General features: G+C 64.9%; 18 protein-coding genes. 7 read left to right on the top strand and 11 right to left on the bottom strand.

The features are described 5' to 3' along the window. Positions 1–2 precede the first annotated feature (2 nt). The 5 genes from ACZLIB_RS16530 to ACZLIB_RS16510 all read left to right on the top strand — a co-directional run bounded on the left by ACZLIB_RS16530 (position 3) and on the right by ACZLIB_RS16510 (position 4,820). Entirely contained in the window at positions 3–1,253 is a 1,251-nt protein-coding gene (locus ACZLIB_RS16530; RefSeq protein WP_478468163.1) for an NAD(P)/FAD-dependent oxidoreductase, read from the top strand. Further along, positions 1,250–2,608: a glutathione-disulfide reductase gene (gene gorA, locus ACZLIB_RS16525; RefSeq protein WP_478468162.1), complete on the top strand. Its 1,359-nt coding sequence runs from the start codon at positions 1,250–1,252 to the stop codon at positions 2,606–2,608. Before ACZLIB_RS16530 ends, gorA begins: the two co-directional genes overlap by 4 nt. A 188-nt stretch (positions 2,609–2,796) precedes the next feature. After that, entirely contained in the window at positions 2,797–3,717 is a 921-nt protein-coding gene (locus ACZLIB_RS16520) for a DMT family transporter (protein WP_049423794.1), read from the top strand. Next, on the top strand, positions 3,624–4,052 hold the full coding sequence (locus tag ACZLIB_RS16515) for an MGMT family protein (protein ID WP_478468161.1): 429 nt from the start codon (positions 3,624–3,626) through the stop codon (positions 4,050–4,052). Before ACZLIB_RS16520 ends, ACZLIB_RS16515 begins: the two co-directional genes overlap by 94 nt. 93 nt (positions 4,053–4,145) lie before the next feature. Next, positions 4,146–4,820, top strand: a complete 675-nt coding sequence (locus ACZLIB_RS16510; protein ID WP_032128229.1) for a rhomboid family intramembrane serine protease — start codon at positions 4,146–4,148, stop codon at positions 4,818–4,820. Between the two features lie 231 nt (positions 4,821–5,051). Here ACZLIB_RS16510 and ACZLIB_RS16505 read toward each other — a convergent pair whose 3' ends face one another. The 8 genes from ACZLIB_RS16505 to ACZLIB_RS16470 form a co-directional block, all read right to left on the bottom strand. Continuing rightward, on the bottom strand, positions 5,052–6,635 hold the full coding sequence (locus ACZLIB_RS16505; RefSeq protein WP_478468159.1) for a phytoene desaturase family protein: 1,584 nt from the start codon (positions 6,633–6,635) through the stop codon (positions 5,052–5,054). Positions 6,636–6,712: 77 nt separating this feature from the next. Beyond that, positions 6,713–7,207: a VOC family protein gene (locus ACZLIB_RS16500; protein ID WP_032128230.1), complete on the bottom strand. Its 495-nt coding sequence runs from the start codon at positions 7,205–7,207 to the stop codon at positions 6,713–6,715. Positions 7,208–7,333: 126 nt separating this feature from the next. Beyond that, the gene (locus tag ACZLIB_RS16495) at positions 7,334–9,340 is read right to left on the bottom strand and encodes a M13 family metallopeptidase (protein WP_049460715.1); all 2,007 of its coding nucleotides are present in this window, start codon (positions 9,338–9,340) and stop codon (positions 7,334–7,336) included. A 308-nt stretch (positions 9,341–9,648) separates the two neighbouring features. Then, positions 9,649–11,751, bottom strand: a complete 2,103-nt coding sequence (locus ACZLIB_RS16490; protein WP_049398732.1) for a M13 family metallopeptidase — start codon at positions 11,749–11,751, stop codon at positions 9,649–9,651. A gap of 190 nt (positions 11,752–11,941) precedes the next feature. Next, positions 11,942–14,794 (bottom strand): TonB-dependent receptor plug domain-containing protein, encoded by a 2,853-nt coding sequence (locus ACZLIB_RS16485; protein ID WP_049423803.1) that lies wholly within the window; start codon positions 14,792–14,794, stop codon positions 11,942–11,944. Between the two features lie 186 nt (positions 14,795–14,980). After that, positions 14,981–17,008 carry an alpha/beta hydrolase family protein gene (locus ACZLIB_RS16480; protein ID WP_478468157.1) on the bottom strand — a complete coding sequence of 676 codons (2,028 nt, stop codon included), beginning with the start codon at positions 17,006–17,008 and terminating at the stop codon, positions 14,981–14,983. 168 nt (positions 17,009–17,176) lie between these two features. Next, entirely contained in the window at positions 17,177–19,984 is a 2,808-nt protein-coding gene (locus tag ACZLIB_RS16475; RefSeq protein WP_478468155.1) for a TonB-dependent receptor domain-containing protein, read from the bottom strand. A 342-nt stretch (positions 19,985–20,326) separates the two neighbouring features. Continuing rightward, on the bottom strand, positions 20,327–23,116 hold the full coding sequence (locus ACZLIB_RS16470) for a TonB-dependent receptor plug domain-containing protein (RefSeq protein ID WP_180836621.1): 2,790 nt from the start codon (positions 23,114–23,116) through the stop codon (positions 20,327–20,329). Positions 23,117–23,330: 214 nt separating this feature from the next. Between ACZLIB_RS16470 and apbC the strand changes: the two genes are divergently transcribed. Then, positions 23,331–24,185 (top strand): iron-sulfur cluster carrier protein ApbC, encoded by an 855-nt coding sequence (apbC, locus tag ACZLIB_RS16465; RefSeq protein WP_026347084.1) that lies wholly within the window; start codon positions 23,331–23,333, stop codon positions 24,183–24,185. A 77-nt stretch (positions 24,186–24,262) separates the two neighbouring features. Then, positions 24,263–24,835, top strand: a complete 573-nt coding sequence (dcd, locus tag ACZLIB_RS16460; protein ID WP_010483020.1) for a dCTP deaminase — start codon at positions 24,263–24,265, stop codon at positions 24,833–24,835. A 96-nt stretch (positions 24,836–24,931) separates the two neighbouring features. Here the strand turns inward: dcd and ACZLIB_RS16455 are convergent, their stop codons facing one another. From ACZLIB_RS16455 to ACZLIB_RS16445, 3 genes are read right to left on the bottom strand one after another with little or no spacing between them, the layout of a single operon-like run. After that, a complete protein-coding gene (locus ACZLIB_RS16455) occupies positions 24,932–25,099 on the bottom strand; it encodes a LiaI-LiaF-like domain-containing protein (RefSeq protein WP_005418011.1) in 168 nt (55 codons plus the stop codon). 15 nt (positions 25,100–25,114) lie between these two features. Further along, entirely contained in the window at positions 25,115–25,537 is a 423-nt protein-coding gene (locus tag ACZLIB_RS16450) for an HIT domain-containing protein (protein WP_049398714.1), read from the bottom strand. Further along, positions 25,534–26,205 carry a dienelactone hydrolase family protein gene (locus tag ACZLIB_RS16445; protein ID WP_478468153.1) on the bottom strand — a complete coding sequence of 224 codons (672 nt, stop codon included), beginning with the start codon at positions 26,203–26,205 and terminating at the stop codon, positions 25,534–25,536. The genes ACZLIB_RS16450 and ACZLIB_RS16445 overlap by 4 nt, the downstream gene beginning before the upstream one ends. Positions 26,206–26,361 lie beyond the last annotated feature (156 nt).

The raw sequence follows: 26,361 nt of genomic DNA, 5'->3' as shown, positions 1-26,361 counted from the left end.
CGATGCAGGGCGCGCGCGAGGATGTCATCGTGGTCGGCGCCGGTGCCATCGGCCTGGCCGCCGCGCTCGCGTTGCGCGCGCAGGGGCGGCAGGTGCGGGTGATCGACCGTGGGCGCATCGGCGCGGCCACGTCGCACGGCAACTGCGGCACTGTGACTCCCAGCCATGCACCGCCACTGGCGGCTCCTGGCATACCGTTGCGCGCGCTGCGATGGATGCTTGATCCACGCGCGCCGCTGTACGTGCGTATGCGGCTGGATCCAACGTTGTGGCGCTGGTTGCTGCAGTTCGGCGCACGCTGCAATGCCCGCGACTGGCTGCAGGCCACGCGCGCCCGCGCTGCGCTGCTGAATGATTCCCGGCTGCGCCTGGCCGAGTGGGTGCAGGTGCATGCACTGGACTGTGAGTTCGATACCCGCGGGCTGGACTACGTGTTTGGCGATGCCCGCAATTTCGATCACCACGCCGCTGAGTGTGAGGCACTGAACGCGCAGGGCATCGCCACGGCGCGCATCGATGGCGCTGACTATGCGCGCGACAATCCAGCTTTCCATGATCGCATTGCCGGCGCGATCCACTTCCCCGGCGATGCGCAGCTGCGTCCGGACCGCTACACCGCCGAACTGGCGCGCGTGCTGCGTGCACAGGGCGTGGTGATCGAAGAGCACTCGGTCGTGCAGGATTTCAGCGCCCACGCGCAGGGTGTGCGCGTGCACGTCGGCGAACGCACGCTGCACGCACGCGAGCTGGTGCTGGCCACCGGGCCGTGGTCGCCGCGCTGGGCACGGCAACTGGATCTGCGCGTGCCGATCCAGCCCGGCAAGGGCTATTCGCTGACCTGGTCGCGACCGGTGCAGGTGCCGCAGCGCCCGGTGGTGCTGAAGGACCATTCCGTGTTCGTGATTGCCTGGCGCGAAGCGTTGCGACTGGGCGGCACCATGGAATTCGCCGGTGCCGACCCGCAGCTGCGCACGGCCCGCCTGCAGGCCCTGCAGCAGGCCGCCGACCGCTACCTGCGCGCGCCGCGCGGTGCGCAGCTGCAGGAGCAATGGTGCGGGTGGCGCCCCATGAGCGTGGACGACGTGCCGTTGATCGGCCGCGCGCCCGCGCATCCTCACGTCTGGCTTGCAGCGGGGCATGGCATGCTCGGCATCAGCATGAGCGCCGGCACCGGCCAGCTGATCGCCGATCTCGTCTGCGGCCGCACGCCAGCGATCGATCCTGCCCCTTACCGACCCGAGCGATTCCGATGAGCACTGCACCCTATGATTACGACCTGATCGTCCTTGGCGGCGGCTCCGCCGGCCTGGCTGGTGCGATCCGTGCCGCGCAGCATGGCAAGCGCGTGGCCATGCTGGAGCCCGGTGAGCTGGGCGGGACCTGCGTCAATGTCGGCTGCGTGCCGAAGAAGGCGATGTGGCTGGCGGCCGACCTGCACGAGCGCATCGGCCTGGCCAGTGCGATGGGCTTCGATGTTCAGGCGCGCCCGGCGCTGTCGTGGAAGGAACTGGTGATCCATCGCCAGGCCTACATCAGCAACATCCACACCAGCTACCACAAACGCCTGGATGAGACCGGCGTGGTGCGCATTCCGGCGCGCGGCCATCTGCTCGATGCGCATACCGTTGCCTGCAGTGATGGCGTGCGTTACAGCGCCGAGCACATCCTGATCGCCACCGGCGCGCACCCGCTGCGTCCAGATATCCCCGGCGCGGAACTGGGCATGGTCTCCGATGATTTCTTCGACCTGCGCGCGGCGCCGGCCGAGGTGGCGATCATCGGTGGCGGTTACATCGCGGTGGAGCTGGCCGGCCTGCTGCAGGCGCTGGGCAGCCGCGTGAGCCTGCTGGTGCGCGGCAAGCGGCTGCTGGAGCGCTTCGACTACGAGCTGACCGATCAGTTGTCCGAGAACCTGAAACAGCAGGGCGTGCGCATCCATTTCGACTACCGCCTGCGCGAACTGCAGCGCGATGGCGAACGCGTACGTGCGTTCGGCCATGACGGCCCGCTCGACAGCGTGTTCGACGCGGTGTTCTTCGCCACCGGCCGCCGCGGCAACAGTCGTGATCTGGGCCTGGAAGCGCTCGGCATCGGCATTGGCGAACATCAGCAGGTGCAGGTGGACGAATGGCAGACCACCAGCGTGCCGAGCGTGCACGCGGTGGGTGACATCGCCGGCAAGGTCGGCCTGACTCCGGTGGCGGTGGCGGCGTCGCGGCGCCTGATGGATCGCCTGTTCGGTGGCCGCCCGCAGTCGAAGATGGATTACGAGAACGTGGCCAGCGTGGTGTTCTCGCACCCGCCGCTGGGTGCGGTGGGCATGAGCGAGGAAGAAGCGCGCGCGCGTTTCGACCAGGTGAGCGTTTACCACAGCCGTTTCCGACCGATGCTGCAGGCGCTGGCCAACGGTACCCAGCGCAGCCTGTTCAAGATGGTCTGCGCCGGCCCGGAAGAACGCGTGGTAGGTATCCACCTGCTGGGCGAAGCGGCCGACGAGATCCTGCAGGGTTTCGCGGTGGCGGTGAAAATGGGCGCGACCAAGGCCCAGTTCGATGACACCGTGGCGATCCACCCGACCTCGGCCGAGGAAGTGGTGCTGATGCGCTGACCTGCGGTTGCTGCAGAGCCGAGCCCATGCTCGGCCGTCGCTCTTTGTAGAGTCGAGCCATGCTCGACTGCGGTGGAAAGACAGTCGAGCTTGGCTCGACTCTACAGGGCGGGCACCGGACGGCTCCGTGCGACAATGGGCGCCCCCACGCTTTCCCGGGCCGCTCCGAGCGGCCCGCCGTCGTCCTGATGTCCAATCCCGCTTCCCGTATCGCCACCGCCTCCCCACGCATTGCGCTGGGGGGTATCGGCCTGGCCGCGATCGGCGCCATCGCTGCTTCCGGCAAGGCGATCATTGTCAAGCTCGGCCTGCGTCACGGCGTGGATGCCACCACGCTGCTTGCCCTGCGCATGCTGATGGCGCTGCCGCTGTTCGTACTGATGGCGCTGTGGGCCGCGCGTCGGGCCGAACCACTGTCCTGGGCCGACCGTGCCCGCGTGCTGTGGCTGGGTTTCACCGGCTACTACCTGTCCAGCCTGCTCGACTTCCAGGGCCTGCAGTACATCAGCGTGACGCTGGAACGGCTGATCCTGTACTTGAATCCGACCCTGGTGCTGCTGATCAACGTGCTGCTGGCGCGCCAGCGGCCGGGCCGATGGCAGATCGGTGCGCTGGTGCTGAGTTATCTGGGCGTGCTGCTGGCGTTCGGCCATGACCTGCAGCGCGAGGGTGGGCAGATCATCGTTGGCAGCCTGCTGGTGCTGGGCAGCGCGCTCAGCTATGCGCTGTACCTGTTCGGCAGCGGGCAGGTGGTCGCGCGTATCGGAGCGGTGCGGCTGACCGCTTACGCCAGCTGCGTGGCCAGCGTGCTGGTGCTGCTGCATTTCGCGGTGACCCATCCGCTGCCGTTGTTGTGGCAGGCACCGGCGCCGGTGCAGTGGTTGTCGCTGGTCAATGCCACCGTGTGCACGGTGCTGCCAGTGCTGGCGATCATGCTGGCGGTGCAGCGCGTGGGTTCGTCGCTGGCCGCGCAGGTCGGTATGCTGGGCCCTGTTTCCACCATCGTGATGAGCCTATGGCTGCTCGACGAACCGATGGGGCCGGCGCAGATCGCCGGCACCGTGCTGGTGCTGATCGGCGTTCTGCTGGTAACACGCCTGCGGCGCTGACGCCTGAGCAGGCGCGCGCGCGCATCCTGGCGGTGATCCGCGCGATCCCGGCGGGGCAGGTGATGGGCTATGGGCAGGTGGCGATGCGCGCGGGCTTGCCCGGGCGTGCGCGCCTGACCGCGCGCATCCTGGGCCAGAACGACGACCCGGACCTGCCCTGGCATCGCGTGCTGCGCTCGGATGGGCGCATTGCCATGGAGGAAGGTTCGGCTGGTTGGCGCGAGCAGTCACAGCGGTTGCGCGCGGAGGGCGTGGTGGTGGAGAACGGCCGGGTGCGGATGACGGCGGCTGATCCGGCGGCAGCACTGGATGCCGCTGTGTGGGGTCCGGGCTGAGCACCGCTGGCGACTGAACAGGCCGCGCCTGCCGGTCGCCAACAAGACACGGTGCTGCGGCTATGATGGAGGCCGTTCCATGCCGGTGCTCCCATGTTCCCGCGACTGCCTACCGTCACCAAGGCCCTGCTGATCGCCAATGCGATCCTGTTCCTGCTGCAGCAGCCGTTCCTGCTCGGCATGCAGACCTTCGAGCCGTTCATGCTGCAACCGTTGCAGCAGGGCTTCGACGCATTCTCGCCGGGCGGCAACTTCCAGCCCTGGCAGCTGCTGACCTACGGCTTCCTGCACGGCAGCTTCGGCCATCTGTTCTTCAACATGCTGGCGGTCTTCATGTTCGGCGCGCCGCTGGAGCAGACCTGGGGCGAGAAGCGCTTCCTGCTGTATTACCTGGTGTGCGTGGCCGGTGCCGGTGTCTGCCAGCTGCTGGTGGGTACGCTGCTGGAAAACCCGGCCACGGTGCTGGGCGCCTCCGGCGGCGTGTTTGGCCTGCTGCTGGCCTACGGCATGCTGTTCCCCAACCAGCGGGTGATGCTGCTGTTCCCGCCGATCCCGATGAAGGCGCGTACCTTCGTGATCCTGTTCGGCGTGGGCGAGCTGGTGCTGGGCATGACCGGCTGGCAGCCGGGCGTGGCCCACTTCGCACACCTCGGCGGCATGCTGTTCGGCTGGTTGCTGATCCGCTACTGGCGCGGACAATCGCCGTTCAACAAGCGCCGCCCGCCCGGCCCACCGAAGCGCCCGAACCATCTGCGCAGCGTGAAGTGAGGCGCGATGCGCCTCGCTTCACGCGGGTAGGTGCCAACCTTGGTTGGCACACCTTCTCCCACGCGGGTAGGTGCCAACCTTGGTTGGCGCGCTTTGAACGGGATCATTTGATGCTGTAGGTGCCGACCGTTGGTCGGCACGCTTTGCTGCCTCGTGCCAACCAAGGTTGGCACCTACCAACAGCAGATGATGCAGGCGACGGGGTACACGCGCCTCCACGATGGCGAGGCCCTACAGATCCTGCAACACCACCTGCGCGGCATTGTGCCCGGGCGCACCGGTGACGCCACCGCCGGGATGGGTGCCCGCACCGCACAGGTACAGGCCGGGCAGGGCACCGCGATAGCCGGCCTGGCCGACCATCGGCCGTGCCGAGAACAACTGGTTGGCACTGAGCGCACCGTGGAAAATGTCGCCGCCGACCAGGCCGAAGGTGCGTTCCAGATCCAGCGGCGACAGCACCTGCCGACCGAGCACGCTGCCGGCAAAGCCGGGCGCATACCGTTCGACGGTGGCAATCATCAGGTCCGCCACAGTCTCGCGGTGATCATCCCAGTGGCGCCCGTCGGGCAGTACCGGCGCCACGTGCTGGCAGAACAGGCTGGCCACATGCTGCCCGCGCGGCGCCAGTGAATCATCCAGCGTGCTCGGAATCAGCATCTCTACGATCGGTTCGCGCGACCAGCCTTCGCGGCGCGCATCCAGCCAGGCGCGGTCCATGTAGTCCAGGCTGGGGGCCATGATGATGCCGGCGCTGAGGTGATCGCCGGGGCCGGGCAGGGCACGGAAGTCCGGCAACCGCGACAGCGCCACGTTCATCCGGAAGGTGCCGGAACCGCAGCGCCAGTTCGTCATGCGTTCGCGTGTGGCAGCGGGTACCTGCGTCGGCTCCAGCAGCTGTTCGTACAGCAGCTTCGGATTGACGTTGGCGACCACCGCGCGTGCGCGCAGGATCTCGCCGTTGGCCAGTTCCACACCCACCGCGCGGCCCTGTTCAATCCGCACGCGCTGTACACCGGCCTCCACGCGCAGTTCCGCACCGGCCTCACGTGCCGAGGCCGCAATCGCCTGGCTGATCGCGCCCATGCCGCCGATCGCGTGGCCCCATGCACCTTTCACACCATTGCACTGGCCGAATACGTGGTGCAGCAGTACGTAGGCACTGCCCGGTGTATACGGGCTTGCGTAGTTGCCGACGATGCCATCGAAGCCGAACAGCGCCTTGATCGGCTCGCTCTCGAACCAGCGATCCAGGTACTCGGCCGCCGACAGCGTGAACAGGTCCAGCAGTTCCTGCCGCAGCGAGGCATCCAGCGTCGCCAGTTCACGACCGAGACGGCCCATCTGCCACAGGGCGGGCAGGGCACGCCAACCGCCTGCTGCACCCAGGTCCGGCGGCGTGCGCAGGGCCCATGCGCGCAGTACGTCGGCGAAAATCTCCAGGCGTGCCTCGTACGCGGGCAAGCGCTGCGCATCCCGCTCGGAGAACTTCGCCACCTCGGCCTGGGTGCGGCCTGGCGCGGACAACAGGTAGCGGCCGTCCGGCAACGGCAGGAAGTTGTTGGCCGGACGCGCGACGATGCGCAGCCCATGCGCATGCAGCTGCAGGTCGTCGATCACCTTCGGCTGCAGCAATGACACCGTGTACGACGCCACCGAGTTGCGGAAGCCGGGATGGAATTCCTCGGTGACCGCAGCGCCGCCAAGAACGCCGCGACGTTCCAGCACCAGCACCTTCTTTCCGGCACGCGCCAGATAGGCCGCGCAGACCAGGCCGTTGTGGCCACCACCAACGATGATCGCATCCCAGGTCATCTGCACCTCGGAAAAAGGGGACGGAGGGGATTAAGTCGCAATTCGCATGGGGGCACCGGCAATGGGGAAAAAACGACTTAATCCCCTCCGTCCCCTTTTTTGATCGCTGCTTCGATGGTGGCGATGTCGATCTTCTTCATCGGCATCATCGCGTTGAATGCGCGCTTGGCCAGTGCCTTGTCCTGGCTGGTCACCGCTTCGATGAGCATGCGCGGGCTGATCTGCCAGGAGATGCCCCAGCGGTCCTTGCACCAGCCGCATTGGCTCTCCTGGCCACCGTTGCCGACGATCGCATTCCACAGGCGGTCGGTCTCGGCCTGGTCCTCGGTCTGGATCTGGAAGGAAAACGCTTCGCTGTGCTTGAACGCGGTGCCGCCGTTGAGGCCGACGCAGGGGATGCCGCAGACCGTGAATTCAACGGTCAGTACGTTGCCTTCCTTGCCGTCCGGATAGTCACCGGGGGCGTGATGCACGGCGGTCACCGCGCTGTCGGGCAGGATACTGGCGTAGAAGGTGGCGGCCTCGAGCGCGCCGTTGTCATACCAGACACAGATCGTGTTCTTGTGTGCCATGTCGGGGCTCCACGTTGGACGAAGCCGCAGCGATAGCATGCGCGGTGTTAATCCGGGATCGTGCTGCACCTGCAAAAAAGGAGGGCGCCCGAAGGCGCCCTCTGCGTTACCCGTGTGGCAGCTGGATCAGCGCCAGACCTTGATCTGCTCGGCTTCACTGCGCTGCATCGGCTGGCCGGCCTTGCAGCTGAAGGTGGCGCCGAAGGCCGGCAGGTTGGCCAGCGTGCCGTTGCTGCGCCACAGGCCCGGTGCACGGATGTCGGCGGTCAGGCGACGTACGGCCTCGTTCGGCGCCAGCTGCTGCGCCCACAGCGCAGACCAGGCGCGGAAGAAGCCCTGCTGCTGGGCCTGCTTGGCCTTCGGCTCCTGCGCGACATACGCCGCCCAGGCCAGTTCCAGACCGGCGATGTCGGCCAGGTTCTCTTCCTGGGTGAGCGTGCCGTTGACCTTGGCACCCTTCACGCCCGGGAAGTCGTAGGCGCTGTACTGCGCGGCCACGCGGTTACCGAGCAGGGTCCAGGCGGTCTTGTCGGCCGGGGTCCACCAGCTGCGCAGCTCGCCCTTGGCGTCGACCAGCGCGCCCTTGGCATCGATCGCGCGGGTCAGCTCATGGCCGACCAGGCCACCGAAGCTACCGAACTTGTCGGCAGCGTCGGCCTTGGCGTTGAACACCGGGCCCTGCAGGATCGCGGCGGTGACGATCAGGCGGTTCTGGGCCAGATCGTAGGCCAGCGACGGCTGCTGCGGCAGCACGTCCCAGCGACGGTCGGCGTTGCCCTTGCCGATGCGCTTCATTTCCTCGCGATGGCGCCAGGTCGAAGCAATCAGCATGTTGCCACCGAACGAACCGCGGCCCATCGGCTGCACGCTGTAGTCGAGGTCGCGCAGCGGGGTGCCGATCTCGATCTTCAGCGCAGCCAGCTTGGCCTGCGCTTCGGCCTTGGCTTCGGTGCTCATCCAGCTGCTGTTCTTGACCGCTTCGATCTGCACTTCGCGCACCTTGTCGACGATCCACGCCGCCTGGCGACGATCTTCGGCGGACAGGTAACGGGCGGCGTATTCGCGACCGACCATCGGGCCAGCGGCTACGTTGATCGCCTCCAGCACGTCTTCCCAGCGCTGCGGCGGCAGGGTTTCGCCACGCAGCACGCGGCCGCGGAATTCGAACTCGGCATCGCGGTAGGCCTTGGACAGGTACGGTGCCATCGAGTCGCCCACGCGCCAGCGCAGGTAGGCCTTCCACTGGTCCGGCTTGAGCTTGGTGACCATGCCGTCGAGCTGCTTGAACAGGCCCGGGTCGGCCAGCGAGACCAGGTCGTCATCCACGCCCTGTGCCTTCAGGAAGGCATCCAGCTGCAGGTTGCGGTAGCGGCTGTTGAGCTCCTTGGTGGAGATCGGCGCGTAGTTGTTGAACGGGTTGTTGATGCCGGCCAGCGACTGTGCATTGCGTGCCAGCTCGGTTTCCAGCGCGATCACCGCCTGCGACTCGGCATCCAGCTTGGCCGCCGGGGTGCCGGTCAGCGCCAGGATCTGCTTGACGTAGTTGCGGTAGCGGCCCATCAGCGCCACGGTGTCGGCGTCGGTGCGGGTATAGAACGCCGGATCCGGCAGGCCCATGCCGCCCTGCATGAAGTAGCCGATGTGACGGTCCAGCGCTTTCAGATCGACGTCGGGGCCGAAGTTGAATGCCACCGGGATGCCGACCTGGTGCAGTGCGGCGATCGAGGCCGGCACATCCTTGGCCTTCTTGATGGCGTTGATGCGGGTCAGCAGCGGGGCGATCGGGTTGGAGCCGTCTGCTTCCACGGCCGCTTCGTCCAGGCCACTGGCCCAGAAGTCACCCAGCAGCTTCTGCACGTTGCCCTGCGGCGCCTTCATCGCTGCGTCGAGCAGTTCACGCTGCTGCTGGCGGCTGCGGTCGACCAGCTGGCCCAGCGCGGTGGTGGCGCCGGTCTGCGGCACCGGGTTGGCCTTCAGCCAGCCTGCATTGGTGGCGTCGTAGAAGTCGCTGCACTGGGCACTGACAGCCGGGGCACGCGCGGCCTTTTTCTTGGCGGCGAAGGCATCGTGGGTCGGGACCAGAGTCGCCAGGCTGATGCCCAGGGCGATGGCAAGCGGACGGAAATTGGGCATGTGGAACGAATCCGTGATGGATTGAGGGCGCGCGCACTATAGCAAGCCGTGCATGGGCGCGGCATGCACGCATCACGGCGCATCCGCCGGGCATGGCCCGGCGCTACCGGGTGTGTGGCATCGACACCGCATGCACGCATCACGGTGGCTCCGCCGTGCCGTGTGCCGACCAAGGTCGGCATCTGCCAATGGCGTGGGCCTGCACAGGCGCAGCAGATCCACGCCATGCGTGGATGACGGGCGCGGCAAAAAACAAAGGCCCGGGAATTCCCGGGCCTCTGCAGGTCTACCTTGGCATCAGCCAGGGCTTACCAGATCACCACCTGCTGCTCGCCGGCGCGGGCCATCGGCGAACCGGCCTTGCACTGGAAGGCCGCGGCAAAGGTCGGCAGGTTCGACGGCGCACCCATGGCGCGGAACTGCGCCGGCGCGTGCGGGTCAGTGGCCAGGCGGACCTTGGCGTTTTCCGGGGTGTACTTGGTGCGCCACACGGTGGCCCAGTTGAAGAAGAAGCGCTGGTCGCGGGTGAAGCCATCGACCTTTGCATCTTCCTTGCCGGCGGAGGCCTTTTGCAGGGCGTCGTAGGCGGTAGCCAGGCCGCCCAGGTCGGCGATGTTCTCGCCCAGGGTCAGGTGACCGTTCACGGCCTGGCCGTCGACCTTGTACTGGTCGAACTGCTTGACCAGCTTGCCGGTCAAGCCTTCGAAGTTCTTCTTGTCAGCGGCGGTCCACCAGTCTTCCATGTTGCCGGTCGGCCCGAAGCGTGCACCCTGGTCGTCGTAACCGTGGGTCATTTCGTGGCCGATCACCGCACCGATGCCGCCATAGTTCAGTGCGTCGTCGGCCTTCGGATCGAAGAACGGCGGCTGCAGGATGGCGGCCGGGAATACGATCTCGTTCTGCAGCGGGTTGTAGTAGGCGTTGACCGTCTGCGGGGTCATGCCCCACTCGGTCTTGTCCACCGGCTTGCCAATCTTGGACAGGTTGAACTTGTAGTTGAACTCACTGGCTGCGCGCACATTGCCCAGGTAGCTGTCGCGCTGGGTCTGCAGGCCCGCCCAGTCACGCCACTTGTCCGGGTAACCGATCTTCGGGGTGAAGGTTTCCCACTTGGCGATGGCCTTGGCCTTGGTTTCATCGCTCATCCAGCTCAGGCCCTGGATGCGTTCCTTCAGCGAAGCGGCCAGGTTCTTCACCAGCTCTTCCATCTTCGCCTTGGCTTCCGGCGAGAAGGCAACCTTCACGTACAGCTGGCCGAAGGCTTCACCGGCGTCGTTCTCGATGGTGCCCAGCACGCGCTTCCAGCGCGGCTTCTGTTCCTTCTGGCCATTGAGGGTCTTGCCGTAGAACTCGTAGTTCTCCTGCACGAAGGCATCGGCCAGGTACGGCGAGGCGCTGTCCACGGTGTGGAAGCGCAGGTAGGCGCGCCACACCGACGGATCGGTATCGCCCAGCGCCTTGCTCACTTCCTCATGGAAGGCCGGCATGGCCAGCGAGAACTTCTCCGGCGCGGCTACGCCCTGCGACTTGAAGAACTCGGTCCAGCTGAAGTTCGGGGTCAGCTTGTCCGCGTCGGCCAGGGTGACCGGGTTGTAGTACAGCTCGACGTTGCGCGACAGCTCCACGCGCGACTTGGAGGCCTTGGCCAGGCGGGTCTCGAACTTGACCACGTCCTCGGCCTGCTTGGCAGCGTCGGCAGCGGCGACGCCGGACAGCTCCAGCACCTTGGCGACGTGTGCCTGGTAGGCCTTCAGCTTGTCGGCGTTCTTGGCATCGGTGTAGTAGGTGCTGTCCGGCAGGCCCAGGCCGCCCTGGCTGGCGTAGGCCAGGTTGACGGCCGAGTTCTTGAAGTCGGCTTCGGCGCCGAAGCCGAACAGGACGTTGTCACCCTTGGCCGCGCTGCTGCGCAGGTAGTCGGCGATGGCCGCCTTGTCCTGCAGGCCGTCGATCGCGGTCAGGTCGGCCTTCAGCGGCTCGATGCCCTGGGCATTGATCTTGGCTTCGTCCATGCCGGTGGCCCACAGGTCGCCGACGATCTTCTCGATATGGTTCGGGTTCTTGACCTGCGCGACCTGTTCAGCCAGCTGGTGCTGCACGGCCACCGAACGCTCGTCGAGGATGGTGAACGCGCCCCAGCTGGTGCGGTCGCCCGGAATTTCATTGGCGGCCAGCCACTTGCTGTTCACGTAGTCGCCGAAGGCGCCACAGGCGTCCTTGCTGGCATCCAGATCGCTGGGCTGGAAGGCGTTGTAGGCCGGCAGCTTGCTCTCGTCCAGCGTGTAGTTGGTGGCTTCGGCCGCAGCCGGCGTGGAGGCGGTGGCATCCTTGGCCGGGGTTTCGTTCTTGCCGCAGCCGACCAGCGCGGCCGAAACGGCCAGGGTCAGCAGCACGATCTTGGGAGTACGGGTCACTTTGATGGCCTCCAGGCCGAGTGAGTCAGGGAAGGGCCGCGGGGACGGCCGTGGGCCGAACAATACGCCGCCGGCCTGCCCTGCAAGGGTGTCGAAGGTCATGGCCGGGCGCAAGGGGGCCACTTCGTGGCCCGGAAAAGACAGACCCGGCAAAAGCCGGGTCTGTCGGGGTACTGCGATCAGGCGTGGATCAGAACTTGTACTTCAGACGCACGAACGGGGTGCGGCCGTAGTAGTCGTACTGGGTGGCGAAGGCCGGTACGTTGCCGTAGCGGGAATCGGCGACACCGATGGAAACCAACGGCGGGGTCTTGTTGAAGATGTTGCTGACGCCCACCAGGATTTCCCAATCGGCCTGCGCGTAGCTGACCGAAGCGGTGTGGTAGATGCGCGAGTCGGCCACGATGTCACGATAGGAGTTCGGACGACCCTGGTAGGTGAACACCGGGCTCAGATCGATGTCTTCGGTCTTGTGGATGTAGGTGGTCAGCCAGTTGTACGACCAGTCACCACGGGTCAGGCTCAGCGCCAGGTTGCCCACCACCTTCGGACGGCCGATGTCACCCAGCAGCTCCGAGGATTCCAGGCCGCTCGCAGCTGCGCTGGAGAACACTTCCTGGGTGTCTTCGATCGTGTAGGTGACCTGGGTCTCGGCCGAGAACTTGCCGAACGAGAAATCGTGGTCGAAGTTTGCGGTCAGGTCGTAGCCACGGGTGCGCTGCTTGTTGATGTTGATGAACTTGTTCTGGATCTGGGTCACCGCATACGGCTGGGTAGCACTGGCCGGATTGCGGGTCAGCAGATCGCAGTAGCTGTTCGGGTACACCGTGCCGCCGTAGCAGCCACGCATGACGTTGGTGCTGCCCAGCTGCGCGATTTCATTGCTCACTTCGTAGTCGAAGTAATCGATGGCCACGCTCAGGTTGGCGAAGGTCGGGGTGAACACGATACCGGCGGTCTTCGCACGCGAAGTTTCCGGAATCAGCGAATTACCACCGCCCTGGCGGTACACCGTGCCGCTGCTGCCGCCGCCGGCATAGTCGGCCGGGATACCTGCGGCCGCACAGTTGGCCTGGTAATTGGTATTGGAGCTTTCACCCCAGCGTACGCACGGATCGTTCGCCTGCTGGAAGAAACCAGTCTCGTTGCCAAGGTACAGCTCGTACAGGCCCGGCGCGCGGTAGGAGGTGCCGATCGAACCGCGCAGACGCAGCGACGGAATGACCTGCCAGTTCAGGCCGACCTTCCAGACATTGTCCGAATCGGCAACGTTGTCGTACTTGAACACGCGACCCGAGGCGTTCAGGCTCAGCGATTCCACCGCCGGCAGGCCCTTCAGCAGTGGCACGTCGAACTCGACGAAGGCTTCCTTGACCTTGTCGTTGCCCTTGGTCACATCAGCCGAGGACGAGCCCCAGATGTCGCCAGTGCGGGACAGTTCGCTCGGCTGGTCGTTGAGCGAGTAATAGCGGTATTCCAGGCCGCCCGCAAAACCGACCGCACCGGCCGGCATCTCGAACAGGTCGCCGCTGACGACGGCGTTGATGGTAGCCTGCTTGTAAGTGGTCTTGCCCCAGTCCCACGCACCGAGCTTGTCGACCAGCTCGTCGACCTTGCGGCCGCTCAGGTAGTCCGGGTCGAAGTAGTTCACCGCGGGCGGCGCGTCGGTGTAGTCCAGGTCGCCGCTCTTGGAGGCCTGGATGGCCAGATTGCCGTACTTGCCACTGGAGTGGCTGAAGTTCGCGTTGACTTCCCACGCCCAGGTGTCGGTGCCCTTGAACAGGCCGTCAAGCTTGGTGGCGGCGTAGAAGTAATCGACGGTGACATCCTGCTGGGACTTGAACAGCATCACCGGGTTGGCGACGATCTCGGTACCCGGGATGTAGGCATACGGGAAGAACTGGCGCCAGGAGAACGTCTCGGTTTCGCGACGGTTGAACAGGAACTGGGTCTTCCAGTTGACCGAATCGAAGCCGAAGTCGGTGGCCACGTAGGCGGTCTTCCGCTCCTGCTTGTTGATGATGTGGCCCTGGCCCCAGCGCGCGAAGTTCACCGGCTCATCGAAGAAGGCCTGGCCGCGCGCGTAGCTCTGGGTCTTGCGCGGGCGGTAGCCCGGCAGCGGGCCGACAGTGGTGCCATCACCCGACGGCACATAGCGGGTGCTGCCGATGTCGACCACGTTGTGCAGCATGTTGACGCAGTTGGCCAGCGGCGTACCGGCATTGAGCGAACGATCTTCGCGGTCGATGCGGTTGCCGTCGGCGTCCTTGACCAGGTCGTTGCTGCAGTTGAGGAAGTCGCGGTCGCCGCGGGTCAGCTCGTTGTGCTGATACCACTCGACGGCAGCGATGATGCTGCCCTTCTCGAAGTTCCAGCCATTGGCCAGCGACGCCGAGAACACTTCACCGCCGCCTTCCGTCGGGACGCGGCCGGTAACGGTCAGCTCCGGGCGCTCGATGTTCTTCTTGGTGATCAGGTTGACCACACCGGCCACGGCGTCGGAACCATAGATCGAGGACGAACCGTCCTTCACGATCTCGGCACGCTGCAGGATGGCGGTGGGAATGACGTTCAGGTCGAAGGCGCCGACGGCGCCACGGGTACCGGCCGGGCCGGGGCGCTGGCCATCAAGCAGCACCAGGGTGCGGTTGGCGCCCAGGCCGCGAAGCGACACGGTCTGTACGCCGGTGCCGCCGTCCACGACGAAGCCGCCGAACTGGTGGGTGATCTGGGTTTCGGCCGAACCGATGGCCGACTTCTGCAGAAACTCGGCCACGTTGACCTGGCCCTGCTTCGCGTTGGTTTCGGCGTTGATGGTGAACACCGGCGAAGTGGTCTCGTAGTCCGCACGGCGGATCAGGGAGCCGGTGACTGTGACCTTGTCAAGATCGGTTGCGCGGGTGGAAGTGCTTGAGCTGCTTGACGCCTTTGCTTCCTGCTGGGTGGATTCCTGGGCCAGAGCCGGTGCGACCTGCAGGCAGGCCAGCACAGCAAGAGTCAACGGGACGCGGCTTGGCTTAGATTGGCGGTTGGCGTTGCGCATTTCGTTTTGATCCCCACTTGTTATGCTTCGGTTAATGGAGTGTATGAGTCGCGTAAAGTAAATGCAACATGAATATTAAAATCTCTTAACTTGCTGTTGTTATAGGGAAATTCAGTATTTGGGGCATGAAAAAGCCCCTGCCTGGCCGGCAGGGGCTTGGTGAAAGCGAGGGTGCCCGGGGACGGATCAGAGGCCGCCGGGGCCGCAATCCTTGCTCAGGTAGTCGGCCATGAGCGTCAATGTCGTCCGGAAGTGCGCGGGGTACCACGGCATGCTGTGCGGCATGTCGGGGATCAGCTCGAACCGGGCTGGGACCTTGCCCTGTACGCCGTTGTAGAAGTTCCTCGCATGGAAGGACGGCGTGCGTACGTCACGGTCGCCGACGAAGGTCAGCAGAGGAATCGTGGCCTTCGCGGTGTTCTGCATCGGGTCCATGCCCTTCACCGTGCGCCCCTGCAGAATGCGTTGCAGGCGGTTCTGGCTCCAGGAGGTGCCCAGTCGGCCAAGATCAGTGACCGGGGCACCCGCGATGGCGCACTGGTAGGGCGATGGGCTTCGGACCGTTGCAGCGGCAGCCGCGAAACCACCGTAGGAATAGCCGAAGATCGCGATACGGTCCTTGGCGGCGATGCCCTGTGAGACCAGCCAGGCGGCGCCGTCATCCTTGTCGTCCTGCATCTTCTGGCCCCACTCGGCGTCACCTGCCAGCCAGAGCTTGCGGCCAAGGCCGGCGCTGCCGCGGTACTGAGGGCGCAACACGGCGTAGCCGCGCGAAGTGAAGAACGGCACCCAGCCGGATGCATCCCAGCCAGTGTAGTCGCGCGCCCACGGCCCGCCGTGCGGATGAACGAGTGCCGGCAGCGGGCCGTCGCCCTGCTTCCAGCCCGGCGGGAGATCCAGAATCGCTGGAATCTGCAGCCCATCGCGTGCGGTGTAGGTCACCCAGCGTTGTTCACCGATCTGCTTGCTGTCCACCCAGGGGCGCTCGCTGCCCAGCGGCACGACATTCTTGCGATCGGCCAGGATGAAGTAGCTCTTCGGGTTGCGGTTGCTTTCCGTGGTGAACAGGACGCGCGAAAGGTCGTCGTTGTAGCCGGTGATGTAGATGCTCAGGCCGGGATAGGCTTTCTGCAGGCCCTCCTGCAGGGCCTTCATCTGCGGATCCACGTACACGGCCTGTCGCTGCGGACCGTCGATATAGAAGCCGAGGACCTGGTTGAAGTTGCTCTTGCGCGTGCCCAGGATCAGTGAACTGATCGAGAAGGACGGATGGGCGGCCAGAGGCTCCTTGTCGAACTCCTTTTTGGCAGGATCGTACAGTCGCGCCTGCACCAGATCCGAGAACTGGTCGGTCAGCACGTACAGCTTGCCGCTGTCATCGTCTATGCCGACGACTTCCACCGTATAGCGTTCGCTCAGTCGGGTGGTCAGGGGGGCGTGCACTTCGAACTGGCCGGCGCTGTTCTTGATCAGAATGCGTTGTTCGAAATCGTCGGAGCCGGCGGATTCGACCTGGGTCTGGGTAAGGACTTCACCTGTGCGGGGATGGAACAGGCCGGGTGACGTGCGGGAGCTGCCCTTGAACAGCAGTTCGGTCTGGCCCGTGCGCAGGTTGAAGCGGTAGTAGTTGGCCTGCAGCGTGGCCTCATTGAGCTGGCTGATGATGACCCTGTCTGCATCCAGCGGCAGCCCATGGACGAGCGAGGCGGTACCCGCAAGTTCGAGGCAGCGAAGGGTCTCGGGGCTGACCCCGAGCGTGCGGGTGTTGTTGGCGAACGCCTCGTCGAACTTGGTCTGGGTGGCGTCGGTGAGGTAGGCCTTGGTCAGGAAGGTCTTGGTGGCTCCCGTACTGTTGCCTTCTCCGCAGCCGCCGAGTTTGCCTGTCCATTCCTGGCGCCCGATGACGAGGTTGCGTCCCGCCTTCAGTGCGCTTGCCGCGATGAACTTCATCCGGTCACCGGATGGCGTGATGGCGACCGGGCCGGCGCCGAGGTTATCCAGGTTCCAGTTGGCCAGGGCGGTATCGCTGTTGTCGCTGCCGGGCGCGGCGATGATCGCGACCAGCTGCTTGCCGTCGGCGCTCATGGTGACCGACTGGATGGTGGGGATCTTGGCGAAATCCTCGGCTGGCAGAGGGCTTGCGAGGGCAGGGGCAATGCACAGCGCCGCCAGTGCGGCGGCGCCAAGGCGGGCGGGGGACAAGCGCAGTTCCATGGTCGGCAGGGTCCTTGTGGCGGGCACATCAATATGACCTGAAGATGAACGAAGACGTGAATCCAGTCAACTTGGCGTGAATGCCCGGGCGCGCGTCACGCCCTGGAGGGACGGCCAGCAAAAAAAGACCCCGCCGGGGCGGGGTCTTTGGTGCGGCAAGGGCCTGGATCAGTGATCGCCGAACTCGTACTTGGCCTGCACATAGATGGCACGCCCGTAGGCGTTGTACAGGTAATTGTTGTACGGCTGGCCGCTGGTGCCGGCGAAGCTGAAGCGCTGGTTGTCCGGCATCTTGTTGAGCACGTTGTTGACCATCAGCGACAGGGTCAGGTTGTCCAATGCACGGTAGTTCACGCTCAGGTTGTAAGTGGTGTAGGAGCCCCACTTGCCTGCCTTGTAGCCGGAGCTGTGGACGTAGTCGTAGCCATTGCCCACGTACGCCATGTAGTTCGGCGTCTTGCCAATGTAATTGGCATACAGGGTGGTGGTCCACTTGTCCTTGGCCCAGCCGACCGAACCATCGGCGCGCACCTTGGCGTACGAGTCGTACACCCACATCGCGTACGGGTCACGCAGCAGGTCCAGGAACTCATCGCCCGGCTGCGGCTGCAGTTCGCGCTTGAGCATGTCGGTGTAGTTGCCCGAGAACTGAAGCGAACCGAAGCGGCCCATGTCGTGCACGTACTTGAAGCTGGCGGTCAGCGCTTCCAGGTTCTGGCGGGCGACGTTCATCTTCGGGGTGTAGATCTCGTCCAGCACGCCGGACGCATCGCGGGTGATCCAGTCGTTGACGTTCTGGCAGCTGGCCGAGGTGTTGTTGGCCTGGCCGCCACGGCAGTAGTACTCGGCCAGCAGCAGCTGGTCGGAGCTGAGCGTATCGACCTCGTTCTTGATCTTCCAGTTGTAGTAGTCCACCGACAGCGACAGGTTGTTGATCGGTGCCCACACAACACCTGCATTCCAGACGTCGGCGGTGATCGGTTCCAGGTCCGGATTGCCGGCGCGGGTGCCGAACACCGAGACGCTGTCATACGGGCAACCGGTGGTGTTGGCCGGGTCGTAGCCCAACTGGCCGCAGCGGTAGTAGTCGGTGGAGCCGTTGGCGTAGTAGCCGCTACGGCCCTGGAACGCGTCGGACAGGGTCGGAGCGCGGAACGCCGTACCGTACTTGCCGCGGAACAGCAGGCTTTCGATCGGACGGAACTCGACGCCGATGCTGTAGGTGGACTTGTCGACGGTGTTGCTGCCGATCTTGAAGGCGTCGTAGCGACCGGAACCGGTCACGGTCAGCATGTCATGCAGGGGCAGGCGCAGTTCGCCGGTCACCGCATAGTTGCTGCGGTGGCCGGCACCGGAGACCGCCGTGGTGCCCCAGACGCTGCCATCCATCAGGCCCGGATCGGGGCTGTAGTCCCAGCCTTCGCTTCCACCTTCAACGACCACGGCCAGGCCGGCGTCGCCGCCGGGCAGCTTGAACAGTGATCCATTGGTGACCTGTGCACGGGCCAGGTTCTGCCAGGTGCGGCTCTGGCTGTAGCTGTAGCCGGTGAAGGTCTGGAAGTCACCGGCCGGCAGCGGCGCGTAGAAGGCTTCCCAGTTCGGGCTGTAGATGTCGTAGCCGGTGCTGGTGGTTCCCAGCACCGGGCCGAGCACGCGCTGTTCGAAGTAATCGTTGATCGGGTCATTCCAGCGCACGAAGTTGCGCTCGGTCAGCTTGTACTCGCCGCGGGTGAAGCTGAGGCTGTAGTCCCAGTTGCCGGCCGTGCCGCGGCCGCCCAGCGTCACCTGATAGGCCTTGTTGCGGTCGGTGTTCATGATGTCGCGGTAGCCGGCGCCGCCGATGTCTTCCGGGGCGAACACGCGCTGCAGGTTCATGTACTGGCCGCTGGCCTGGTCGTAGAAGCGGCCCCAACCGGAAGAGGTGCCCCACCACGTGTAGCCGGAACCCGTCGCGTACTTGACCTCTTCCAGGCTGTACAGCGCATCGCCGAACAGCTGGAAATTGTCATTCACGTCGAAGGTGGCAGAGCTGTAGATCTGCGCGCTTTCCTTGCCGTTCTTGATGGTCTTGTAGCCGGTGCCATAGGTCGAGCCGCATGCCTGGCCGGTGGGCCGGGTGCCGAGCACGGTGGTGCCATCGAACTGCCCGGCGACGTTGGCGCACAGGTTCGGGTCCATCATCGCGTAACGGTTGTTGTTGGCCGGCAGCAGCACCAGGAAATCGTTGGAGACATACTGCGGGCTGTAGCCGTCGGGATTGTTGACCTTGGTCAGATCGCGTTGGTAGCCCCAGATCGGGCTGGTCTTTTCGTACTGCACATTGACCAGCGCGTGGAAGCGGTCATCGACACCATTGAAGCCGCGGGCGCCGCTGAAGCGGAAGCTGTTGCCGCCGCCTTCGCTGTAGGCGCCGCCACGGACGTTGAGGACGCCACCATCCATGCGTTCCTTGAGGATGATGTTGACCACGCCAGCGATCGCATCGGAGCCATACAGTGAGGACTGGCCGCCCGGCAGGATCTCGATGCGCTCGACGATGTCGATCGGAATGCCGCTGATGTTGTTGAACGTATCGCCGCCGTTGTACAGCGCCGGATATGAAAGCATCGGGCGGCCGTTGATGAGGTACTTGGTGTAACCCGGGCTGAGGCCGAACATGCCGGCGGCTTCGGCGCCCTGGGTGAACGAGGCCGAGGTCTGGCCACCCTGCAGGCCGCCAGTGGACAGCGAGGATTGCTGCAGGACATCGGCAACGCTGGTGAAGCCGCGGGTCTGGATGTCCTCTGCGGTCACGGTCAGGACCGGCGTGTGGTTCTCGATCTCGGTCTGCGGAATCAGCGAACCGGTGACCGTCACGCGGTCAAGCTGGGTCGGTGCGTTGCCGCTTTGCGCCAGGGCCGTGCCGGAGGCGAGCAGTGTGCCGAGCAGGGCGAGCGTCAGTGGGTGGCGCGAGAGTGTGGAACGATGGCGAGACATGGAAAATCCCCGTAGTGAGCGATGTCTTGGCTACCGGCTTCCGTGTCGGCTTAACGATCTGTTCAGTTGCATTCCATTCAGCCTGACCGTAACACGCACTTAACGCAGGGAACACACGATCGTCATTTCGTCAATCGGGCTTTTGCCTGAAAAATGGCGATATATCAATGACTAACGCCAATTGTTTTGGAATGTTTCAAAAGATGGCGATATGAAGGGCATTCTTTCGTAGTGCATTTGCTGCTTCTGCATCAGTGCCTTACCGAAGGCTTCCTGGAACCAAAAAAAAGGCCCCGCCGAAGCGGGGCCTGGTCCAGACACGAAGTCCGGAAAACGACGGGATCAGAAGTTGTACTTGACCTGGGCCGAGATCTGGCGGCCGTAGACGCTGTAGAAGCCGTCATTGAACGGGGTCGATTCGTTGCCCGGGTAGTTGTAGCGCTGGCCTTCCGGCAGCTTGTTGAACACGTTGTTGACCATCAGCGACAGGACCAGATCTTCCTGTGCCTGGTAGTTCATGCTCAGGTTGTACGTGGTGTACGAACCCCACTTGCCGGCCTTGGCGCCGGAGGAGTGGACGTAGCCGTAGCTGCGGCCGGTGTAGGCCAGGTAGTTCGGGGTGCTGCCGACGTAGTTGGCGTACACGGTGGTGGTGAACTTGGCGATGTTCCAGGCCACCGACAGATCGCCGCGGACCTTGGCGAAGTTGTCGTAGTACCACATGTTGTACGGATCGCTCAGCAGATCCAGCTTGGCGGCACCCGGCATCGGCTGCACTTCACGCTTCAGCATGTTGGTGTAGTTGCCGGAGAACATCAGCGAGCCGAAGCGGCCGATATCCTGCTGGTACTTGGCCGCCACGGTCACCGCTTCCAGGTTCTGGCTGGCAACGTTGAGCTTCGGCGTGTACACGCGGGTCAGGTTGCCACCGGCATCGCGGGACACCCAGTTGGTCACGTCACCGCAGCTGGCCGAGGTGTTGTTCGGCAGGCCGTTGTGGCACTGGTACTCGGCCAGCAGCAGCTGGTCGCTGCTGAGGGTCTTGACCTCGTTCTTGATTTTCCAGTTGTAGTAGTCGGCCGACAGCGAGAAGTTGCTGACCGGGGCCCACACCACGCCTGCGCTCCAGACGTCGGCGGTGATCGGCTTCAGGTCCGGGTTGCCGGACTTTTCGCTGTACACCGAGGTGTTCTTGTAGAACGAGCAGGCCTCGTCACGCAGGCCGTAGCCCAGCTGGCTGCAGCGGTAGTAGTCGTTCTGGCCGGACGAGTACGAACCGCTCATGCCCTGGAAGGCATCGGACAGGGTCGGCGCGCGGAAGGCGGTACCGTACTTGCCGCGCAGCAGCAGGCTCTCGATCGGACGGAATTCCAGACCGATGCTGTAGGTGGCCTTGTCGACGGTCTTGTCGGCGATCTTGAAGGCGTCATAGCGGCCCGACGCGCTGACGGTCAGCTTGTCGTGCAGCGGCATGCGCAGCTCGCTGGTGACCGCGTAGTTGCTGCGGTGGCCGGCACCGGCGACGGCGGTGGTGCCCCATACGTTGCCCTTGACGAACGCCTGGTCCGGCGAGTAGTCCCAACCTTCGCTGCCACCTTCCAGCACGACGGCCAGGCCGGCGTCACCGCCCGGCAGGCTGAACAGCGAGCCGTTGGTCACCTGCACGCGGCCCAGGTTCTGCCAGGTCTTGCTGCGATGGGTACCGTAGCCGGTGAAGCTGGCGAACTGGTCCGGAGTGATCGGCGAGTAGAAGGCCGCGTAGTCCGGGTTGTAGATGTCGAAGCCATCAGCGGTGGTGCCCAGCTTGGGGCCCAGCACGTTGTCGCCGAAGAAGCCATCGATCTTGTCCTTCCAGCGCACGAAGCGGTTCTGGTCCAGGCGGTACTCACCACGGGTGAAGCTGGCGCTGTAGTCCCAGTCGCCGACCATGCCCTTGCCGCCCAGGGTGACCTGGTAGGCACGGCTTTCGTCGGAGTTCATGATGTTGTTGTAGTGGCCCGGGCCGATTTCTTCCGGCGCGAAGGCGCGCTGCAGGTTCACGACCTTGCCCAGGCCCTGGTCGTAGAAGCTGCCCAGGCTCGACTTGGTGCCCCACCACAGGGCGCTGGAGCCGGAGGTGAACTCGGTCTTTTCCTTGCTGTACAGCACATCGGCGAACAGCTGGAAGTTGTCGTTCACGTCGAAGGTCATCGACGAGTAGAACTGGCCGCTGTTCTTGCCGTTCTTCAGGGTCTTGTAGCCGGCGCTGTACACCGAACCGCAGGACTCGCCCGACGGGCGCTGGCCGACCACAGTGGTGCCGTCATACAGCCCAGCGACGTTCGCGCAACGGCTCGGGTCCATCATCAGCAGCTTGTTGTCAGCGTTGGTGATGACGGCGAAGTCGTTCGACGGGACCTGGGCGGTGTAGCCGACCGGGTTGTTCTGGCGGGTGATGTCGCGCTGGTAGCCCCAGATCGGGCTGCCGTTCTCGATCTGCACGTTGAACAGTGCATGGAAGCGGTCGTCGAAGGCGTTGATGCCCTTGGCGGCGCTGAAGCGGATGTTGCTGCCACCGCCTTCGGTGTAGGTGCCGCCACGGAGGGTCATGGTGCCGCCGTCCATGCGCTCCTTCAGGATGATGTTGACCACACCGGCGATCGCGTCCGAGCCGTACAGCGAGGACTGGCCGCCCGGCAGCACTTCGATGCGCTCGACGATGTCGATCGGAATGCCGCTGATGTTGTTGAAGGTTTCGCTGCCGTTGTACAGCGCCGGATACGAGAGCATCGGGCGGCCGTTGATCAGGTACTTGGTGTAGCCCGGGTTCAGGCCGAACATGCCGGCAGCTTCGGCGCCCTGGGTGAACGAACCCGAGGTCTGGCCACCCTGCAGGCCGCCGGTGGTCAGCGACGACTGCTGCAGCACTTCAGCAACACTGCTGAAGCCGCGGGTCTGGATGTCTTGGGCGGTGATGGACATCACCGGGGTCTGGGTTTCAACCTGGGTCTGCGGGATCAGCGAACCGGTGACGGTGATCTTGTCCAGGTTGGTCGCCTTGTCCTGGGCCATTGCCGGGGCGGCGGCCATCAGAGCGGAAATCAGGGCGACGGCGAGCGTGTTGCGACGTGCGGTGTTGCTTACGTAGTTCATGTAGTTCCATTGGAGAGCAAAAACAAAAACGGCACTGCGCATGCGCCATCGCGCGGGCTGGAAATGCCAGCTCCGCAGCCCAAAACAGTGCGGGTCGAACGTAACATGAACTTAACAATCTGTGCACGAATCTGTAGCAATCCTGAATTTCAGTCAGGTTACGTCCAGCTTGTATGATGCTCGGTTATTCCCCCTGACCCCGCCGGTGCTCGTTGTGAACAGTTCTCCCCGCCGTCCCCATGCAAGCCAGGTCCAGAAGGGACTTACGCCGCATGCCCGCATCCGCAACGTGATCGCGGTTGGTTCGGGCAAGGGCGGCGTCGGCAAGTCGACCACTGCGGTCAATCTGGCCGTGGCCCTGCAGCAGCTCGGCGCACGCGTGGGTGTGCTTGATGCGGACATCTACGGGCCGAGCGTGCCGGCCATGCTGGGCCTGTCCGGTCGCCCGGAAAGCCCCGACAACAAGAGCATCGAGCCGCTGCGTGCGTTCGGCGTGGACACCATGTCGATCGGCTACCTGATCGAAGAAGACACGCCGATGATCTGGCGTGGACCGATGGCCACCTCGGCGATGACCCAGCTGTTCAATGACACCCTGTGGGATGACCTGGACTACCTGCTGATCGACCTGCCACCGGGCACCGGTGACATCCAGCTGACCCTGACCCAGAAGATCCCGCTGGCCGGCGCGGTGATCGTCACCACCCCGCAGGACATCGCCACGCTGGATGCGAAGAAGGCGCTGAAGATGTTCGAGAAGGTCGAGGTGCCGGTGCTCGGCATCGTCGAGAACATGGCGGTGCATACCTGCAGCAGCTGCGGGCATGTCGAGCACCTGTTCGGCGAGGGCGGCGGCGAGCGCATGGCCGCGCAGTACGGCGTGCCGTTGCTGGGTTCGTTGCCGCTGCAGATCGGCATCCGCGAGCAGGGCGATTCCGGTACCCCGATCACCGTGGCCCAGCCGGATTCGGTCCCGGCCCAGGCCTACCGCCATGCCGCCCAGCGCCTGATCGAGGAGGTTGGCAAGCGTCCGCGTGCCTCGATCCCGATCCTGTCGTCGCTGCTGTAAGTGCCAGGGCAGGGGCCGCCGGCGACGCCCGGCCCCCTGCTAGAATCCTCGCGCCCCCTCGTACCCCAGGACAAAGCATGAGCATCAAGAGTGACCGTTGGATCCGCCGCATGTCCGAGCAGCACGGCATGATCGAGCCGTTCGAGGCCGGGCAGGTCAAGCAGGCCAACGGCGAGCGCATCGTCAGCTATGGCACCTCCAGCTACGGCTACGACGTGCGCTGCTCGCGCGAGTTCAAGGTGTTCACCAACATCAACTCGACCATCGTCGATCCCAAGCACTTCGATCCGGGCAGCTTCGTGGATATCGTCGGCGATGAATGCATCATCCCGCCCAACAGCTTCGCGTTGGCGCGCACCGTGGAGTACTTCCGCATCCCGCGCGACACCCTGGTGGTGTGCTTGGGCAAGAGCACCTACGCGCGCTGCGGCATCATCGTCAACGTGACCCCGCTGGAGCCGGAGTGGGAAGGCCACGTCACCCTGGAATTCAGCAACACCACGCCGCTGCCGGCACGCATCTACGCCAATGAAGGCGTGGCGCAGATGCTGTTCTTCCAGGCGGCCGCCGATGACATCTGCGAGACGTCGTACCGCGATCGTGGTGGCAAGTACCAAGGCCAGACCGGCGTGACCCTGCCGCGGACCTGAGCGGCGCGCCATCGCATGACGAAAACGCCGGGCATGCCCGGCGTTTTCATGGGTGCGGCCACACGCTGCGCTCGCCGGGCATGGCCCGGCGCCAGCTTATTTCCCGCGACCGAACAGCATCGCGATGCCCACGCCCACCAGTGCCACCGGCCACCAGGTCAACAGCAGCTTGGACAGGTTCAGGTGCGTCCAGCCGAGGTTGCTGGCGAGCATGAACAGGCCGATCAGGATCAGCAGGACGGCGGCAACGAGGTTGAATCGCATCGGGTCGGCAAACGCTCAGGACTGGGCTGGATATCCTAGCCGTTCCTTCCAGTAGGCGACATGCTGGTCCAGCGCACCCGGCTCGTAGCGGTGCGCGGGGCCACTGCCCCAGACCGGGCCCGGCCACGCGGGGTCGCCGTCATGGCGGCCGATCACGTGGAAATGCAATTGGCGCACGATGTTGCCCAGCGCCCCGATGTTGATCTTTTCAACCCCGTCGGCGCCCTTCAGGGCCTTGCAGGCGCGGTTGAGCTCGGTGCGCAGCTTGTCCTGCTGCTCGCCGTCCAGCTCGATCCACTCGGTCACCCCGGCCAGGCGCGGTACCAGCACCAGCCAGGGGAATCGTTCGTCGTTCATCAGCCGCACTTGCGACAACGGTCCTTCGGCCACCAGCACGCTATCGGTGGCCAGGCGTGAATCGAGTTCGAATTCGCTCATCCAAGATGCTCCGAGAAGAAGTCCAGGGTGCGTTGCAGCGCCAGGGTAGCGCTGTCTGGATCATACGCATGTCCGACCTCGCGGTTGAAGGCGTGATCGGCCGGATAGACGAAGGTGGCCATCTGCGGCAGCTTCTCGCGGTGGGCGTGGACCGCCTCCGGTGGGATGCTCTTGTCCTGGGCGCCGAAGTGGAAGATCACCGGGGCCTTGGGCGTCTCATCGAGGAACTGCACGTTGCGCGCACCGTAGTAGCTGACCGAGGGCAGGCCCAGCCGCACTGCCGACAGCATCGCCACGGTACCGCCCCAGCAGTAGCCCACCGTGCCGACCTTGCCGTAGGGGGCCAGCCGGGTCGCTGCGGCACGGACCACCTCCAGCGCCTTCTCCATGCCCAGTGCAGTCACCCGTTCCAGGCCCTGCTTCACGCCGTCGGCGTCATAGGGCAGGGCATCCGGATCGGCTTCTGTGCCGTCGATCAGGTCGAAAAAGGACGGCGCCAGCACCGCATAGCCTTCGGCCGCGAAGCGCTCGGCCACGCCGCGGATGTGCGGGTTGGCGCCGAAAATTTCCTGCACCACCACCAGCCCGCCATGCGGGGTGCCCTCCGGCAGGGCGTGCCAGGCCCGTACCGGGCCGTGATGCGTATCCAGGGTGATCCACTCGGCCATCGTTTCCATCTCGTTGCGGGGAACAGAACCGCATTGTCGGCGCTGCGTGGGTTAGCGCGGTGTCAGCGGCTGTGCGTGATCGGGCGGCTGGCCATTCAGAGCGCGGCCGCCAACCCCGGTATACTGGCGCCCTTTCAGGCCCCGGCCCCCAGGAAC

This window comes from Stenotrophomonas sp. 220_Sma (assembly GCF_056487375.1).
This window is presented reverse-complemented; position numbering and strand designations above follow the sequence as displayed.

What these genes read in the sequence shown, in the direction of transcription:
- ACZLIB_RS16495 (WP_049460715.1), bottom strand. Translation starts at nt 9,340, where the DNA reads ATGCCCAATTTCCGTCCGCTTGCCATCGCCCTGGGCATCAGCCTGGCG.
- ACZLIB_RS16480 (WP_478468157.1), bottom strand. Translation starts at nt 17,008, where the DNA reads ATGGAACTGCGCTTGTCCCCCGCCCGCCTTGGCGCCGCCGCACTGGCG.
- ACZLIB_RS16445 (WP_478468153.1), bottom strand. Translation starts at nt 26,205, where the DNA reads ATGGCCGAGTGGATCACCCTGGATACGCATCACGGCCCGGTACGGGCC.
- ACZLIB_RS16470 (WP_180836621.1), bottom strand. Translation starts at nt 23,116, where the DNA reads ATGAACTACGTAAGCAACACCGCACGTCGCAACACGCTCGCCGTCGCC.
- ACZLIB_RS16475 (WP_478468155.1), bottom strand. Translation starts at nt 19,984, where the DNA reads ATGTCTCGCCATCGTTCCACACTCTCGCGCCACCCACTGACGCTCGCC.
- ACZLIB_RS16510 (WP_032128229.1), top strand. Translation starts at nt 4,146, where the DNA reads ATGTTCCCGCGACTGCCTACCGTCACCAAGGCCCTGCTGATCGCCAAT.
- dcd (WP_010483020.1), top strand. Translation starts at nt 24,263, where the DNA reads ATGAGCATCAAGAGTGACCGTTGGATCCGCCGCATGTCCGAGCAGCAC.
- ACZLIB_RS16515 (WP_478468161.1), top strand. Translation starts at nt 3,624, where the DNA reads ATGGCTGCTCGACGAACCGATGGGGCCGGCGCAGATCGCCGGCACCGT.
- ACZLIB_RS16530 (WP_478468163.1), top strand. Translation starts at nt 3, where the DNA reads ATGCAGGGCGCGCGCGAGGATGTCATCGTGGTCGGCGCCGGTGCCATC.
- ACZLIB_RS16485 (WP_049423803.1), bottom strand. Translation starts at nt 14,794, where the DNA reads ATGCGCAACGCCAACCGCCAATCTAAGCCAAGCCGCGTCCCGTTGACT.
- ACZLIB_RS16520 (WP_049423794.1), top strand. Translation starts at nt 2,797, where the DNA reads ATGTCCAATCCCGCTTCCCGTATCGCCACCGCCTCCCCACGCATTGCG.
- ACZLIB_RS16500 (WP_032128230.1), bottom strand. Translation starts at nt 7,207, where the DNA reads ATGGCACACAAGAACACGATCTGTGTCTGGTATGACAACGGCGCGCTC.
- ACZLIB_RS16505 (WP_478468159.1), bottom strand. Translation starts at nt 6,635, where the DNA reads ATGACCTGGGATGCGATCATCGTTGGTGGTGGCCACAACGGCCTGGTC.
- ACZLIB_RS16450 (WP_049398714.1), bottom strand. Translation starts at nt 25,537, where the DNA reads ATGAGCGAATTCGAACTCGATTCACGCCTGGCCACCGATAGCGTGCTG.
- ACZLIB_RS16455 (WP_005418011.1), bottom strand. Translation starts at nt 25,099, where the DNA reads ATGCGATTCAACCTCGTTGCCGCCGTCCTGCTGATCCTGATCGGCCTG.
- gorA (WP_478468162.1), top strand. Translation starts at nt 1,250, where the DNA reads ATGAGCACTGCACCCTATGATTACGACCTGATCGTCCTTGGCGGCGGC.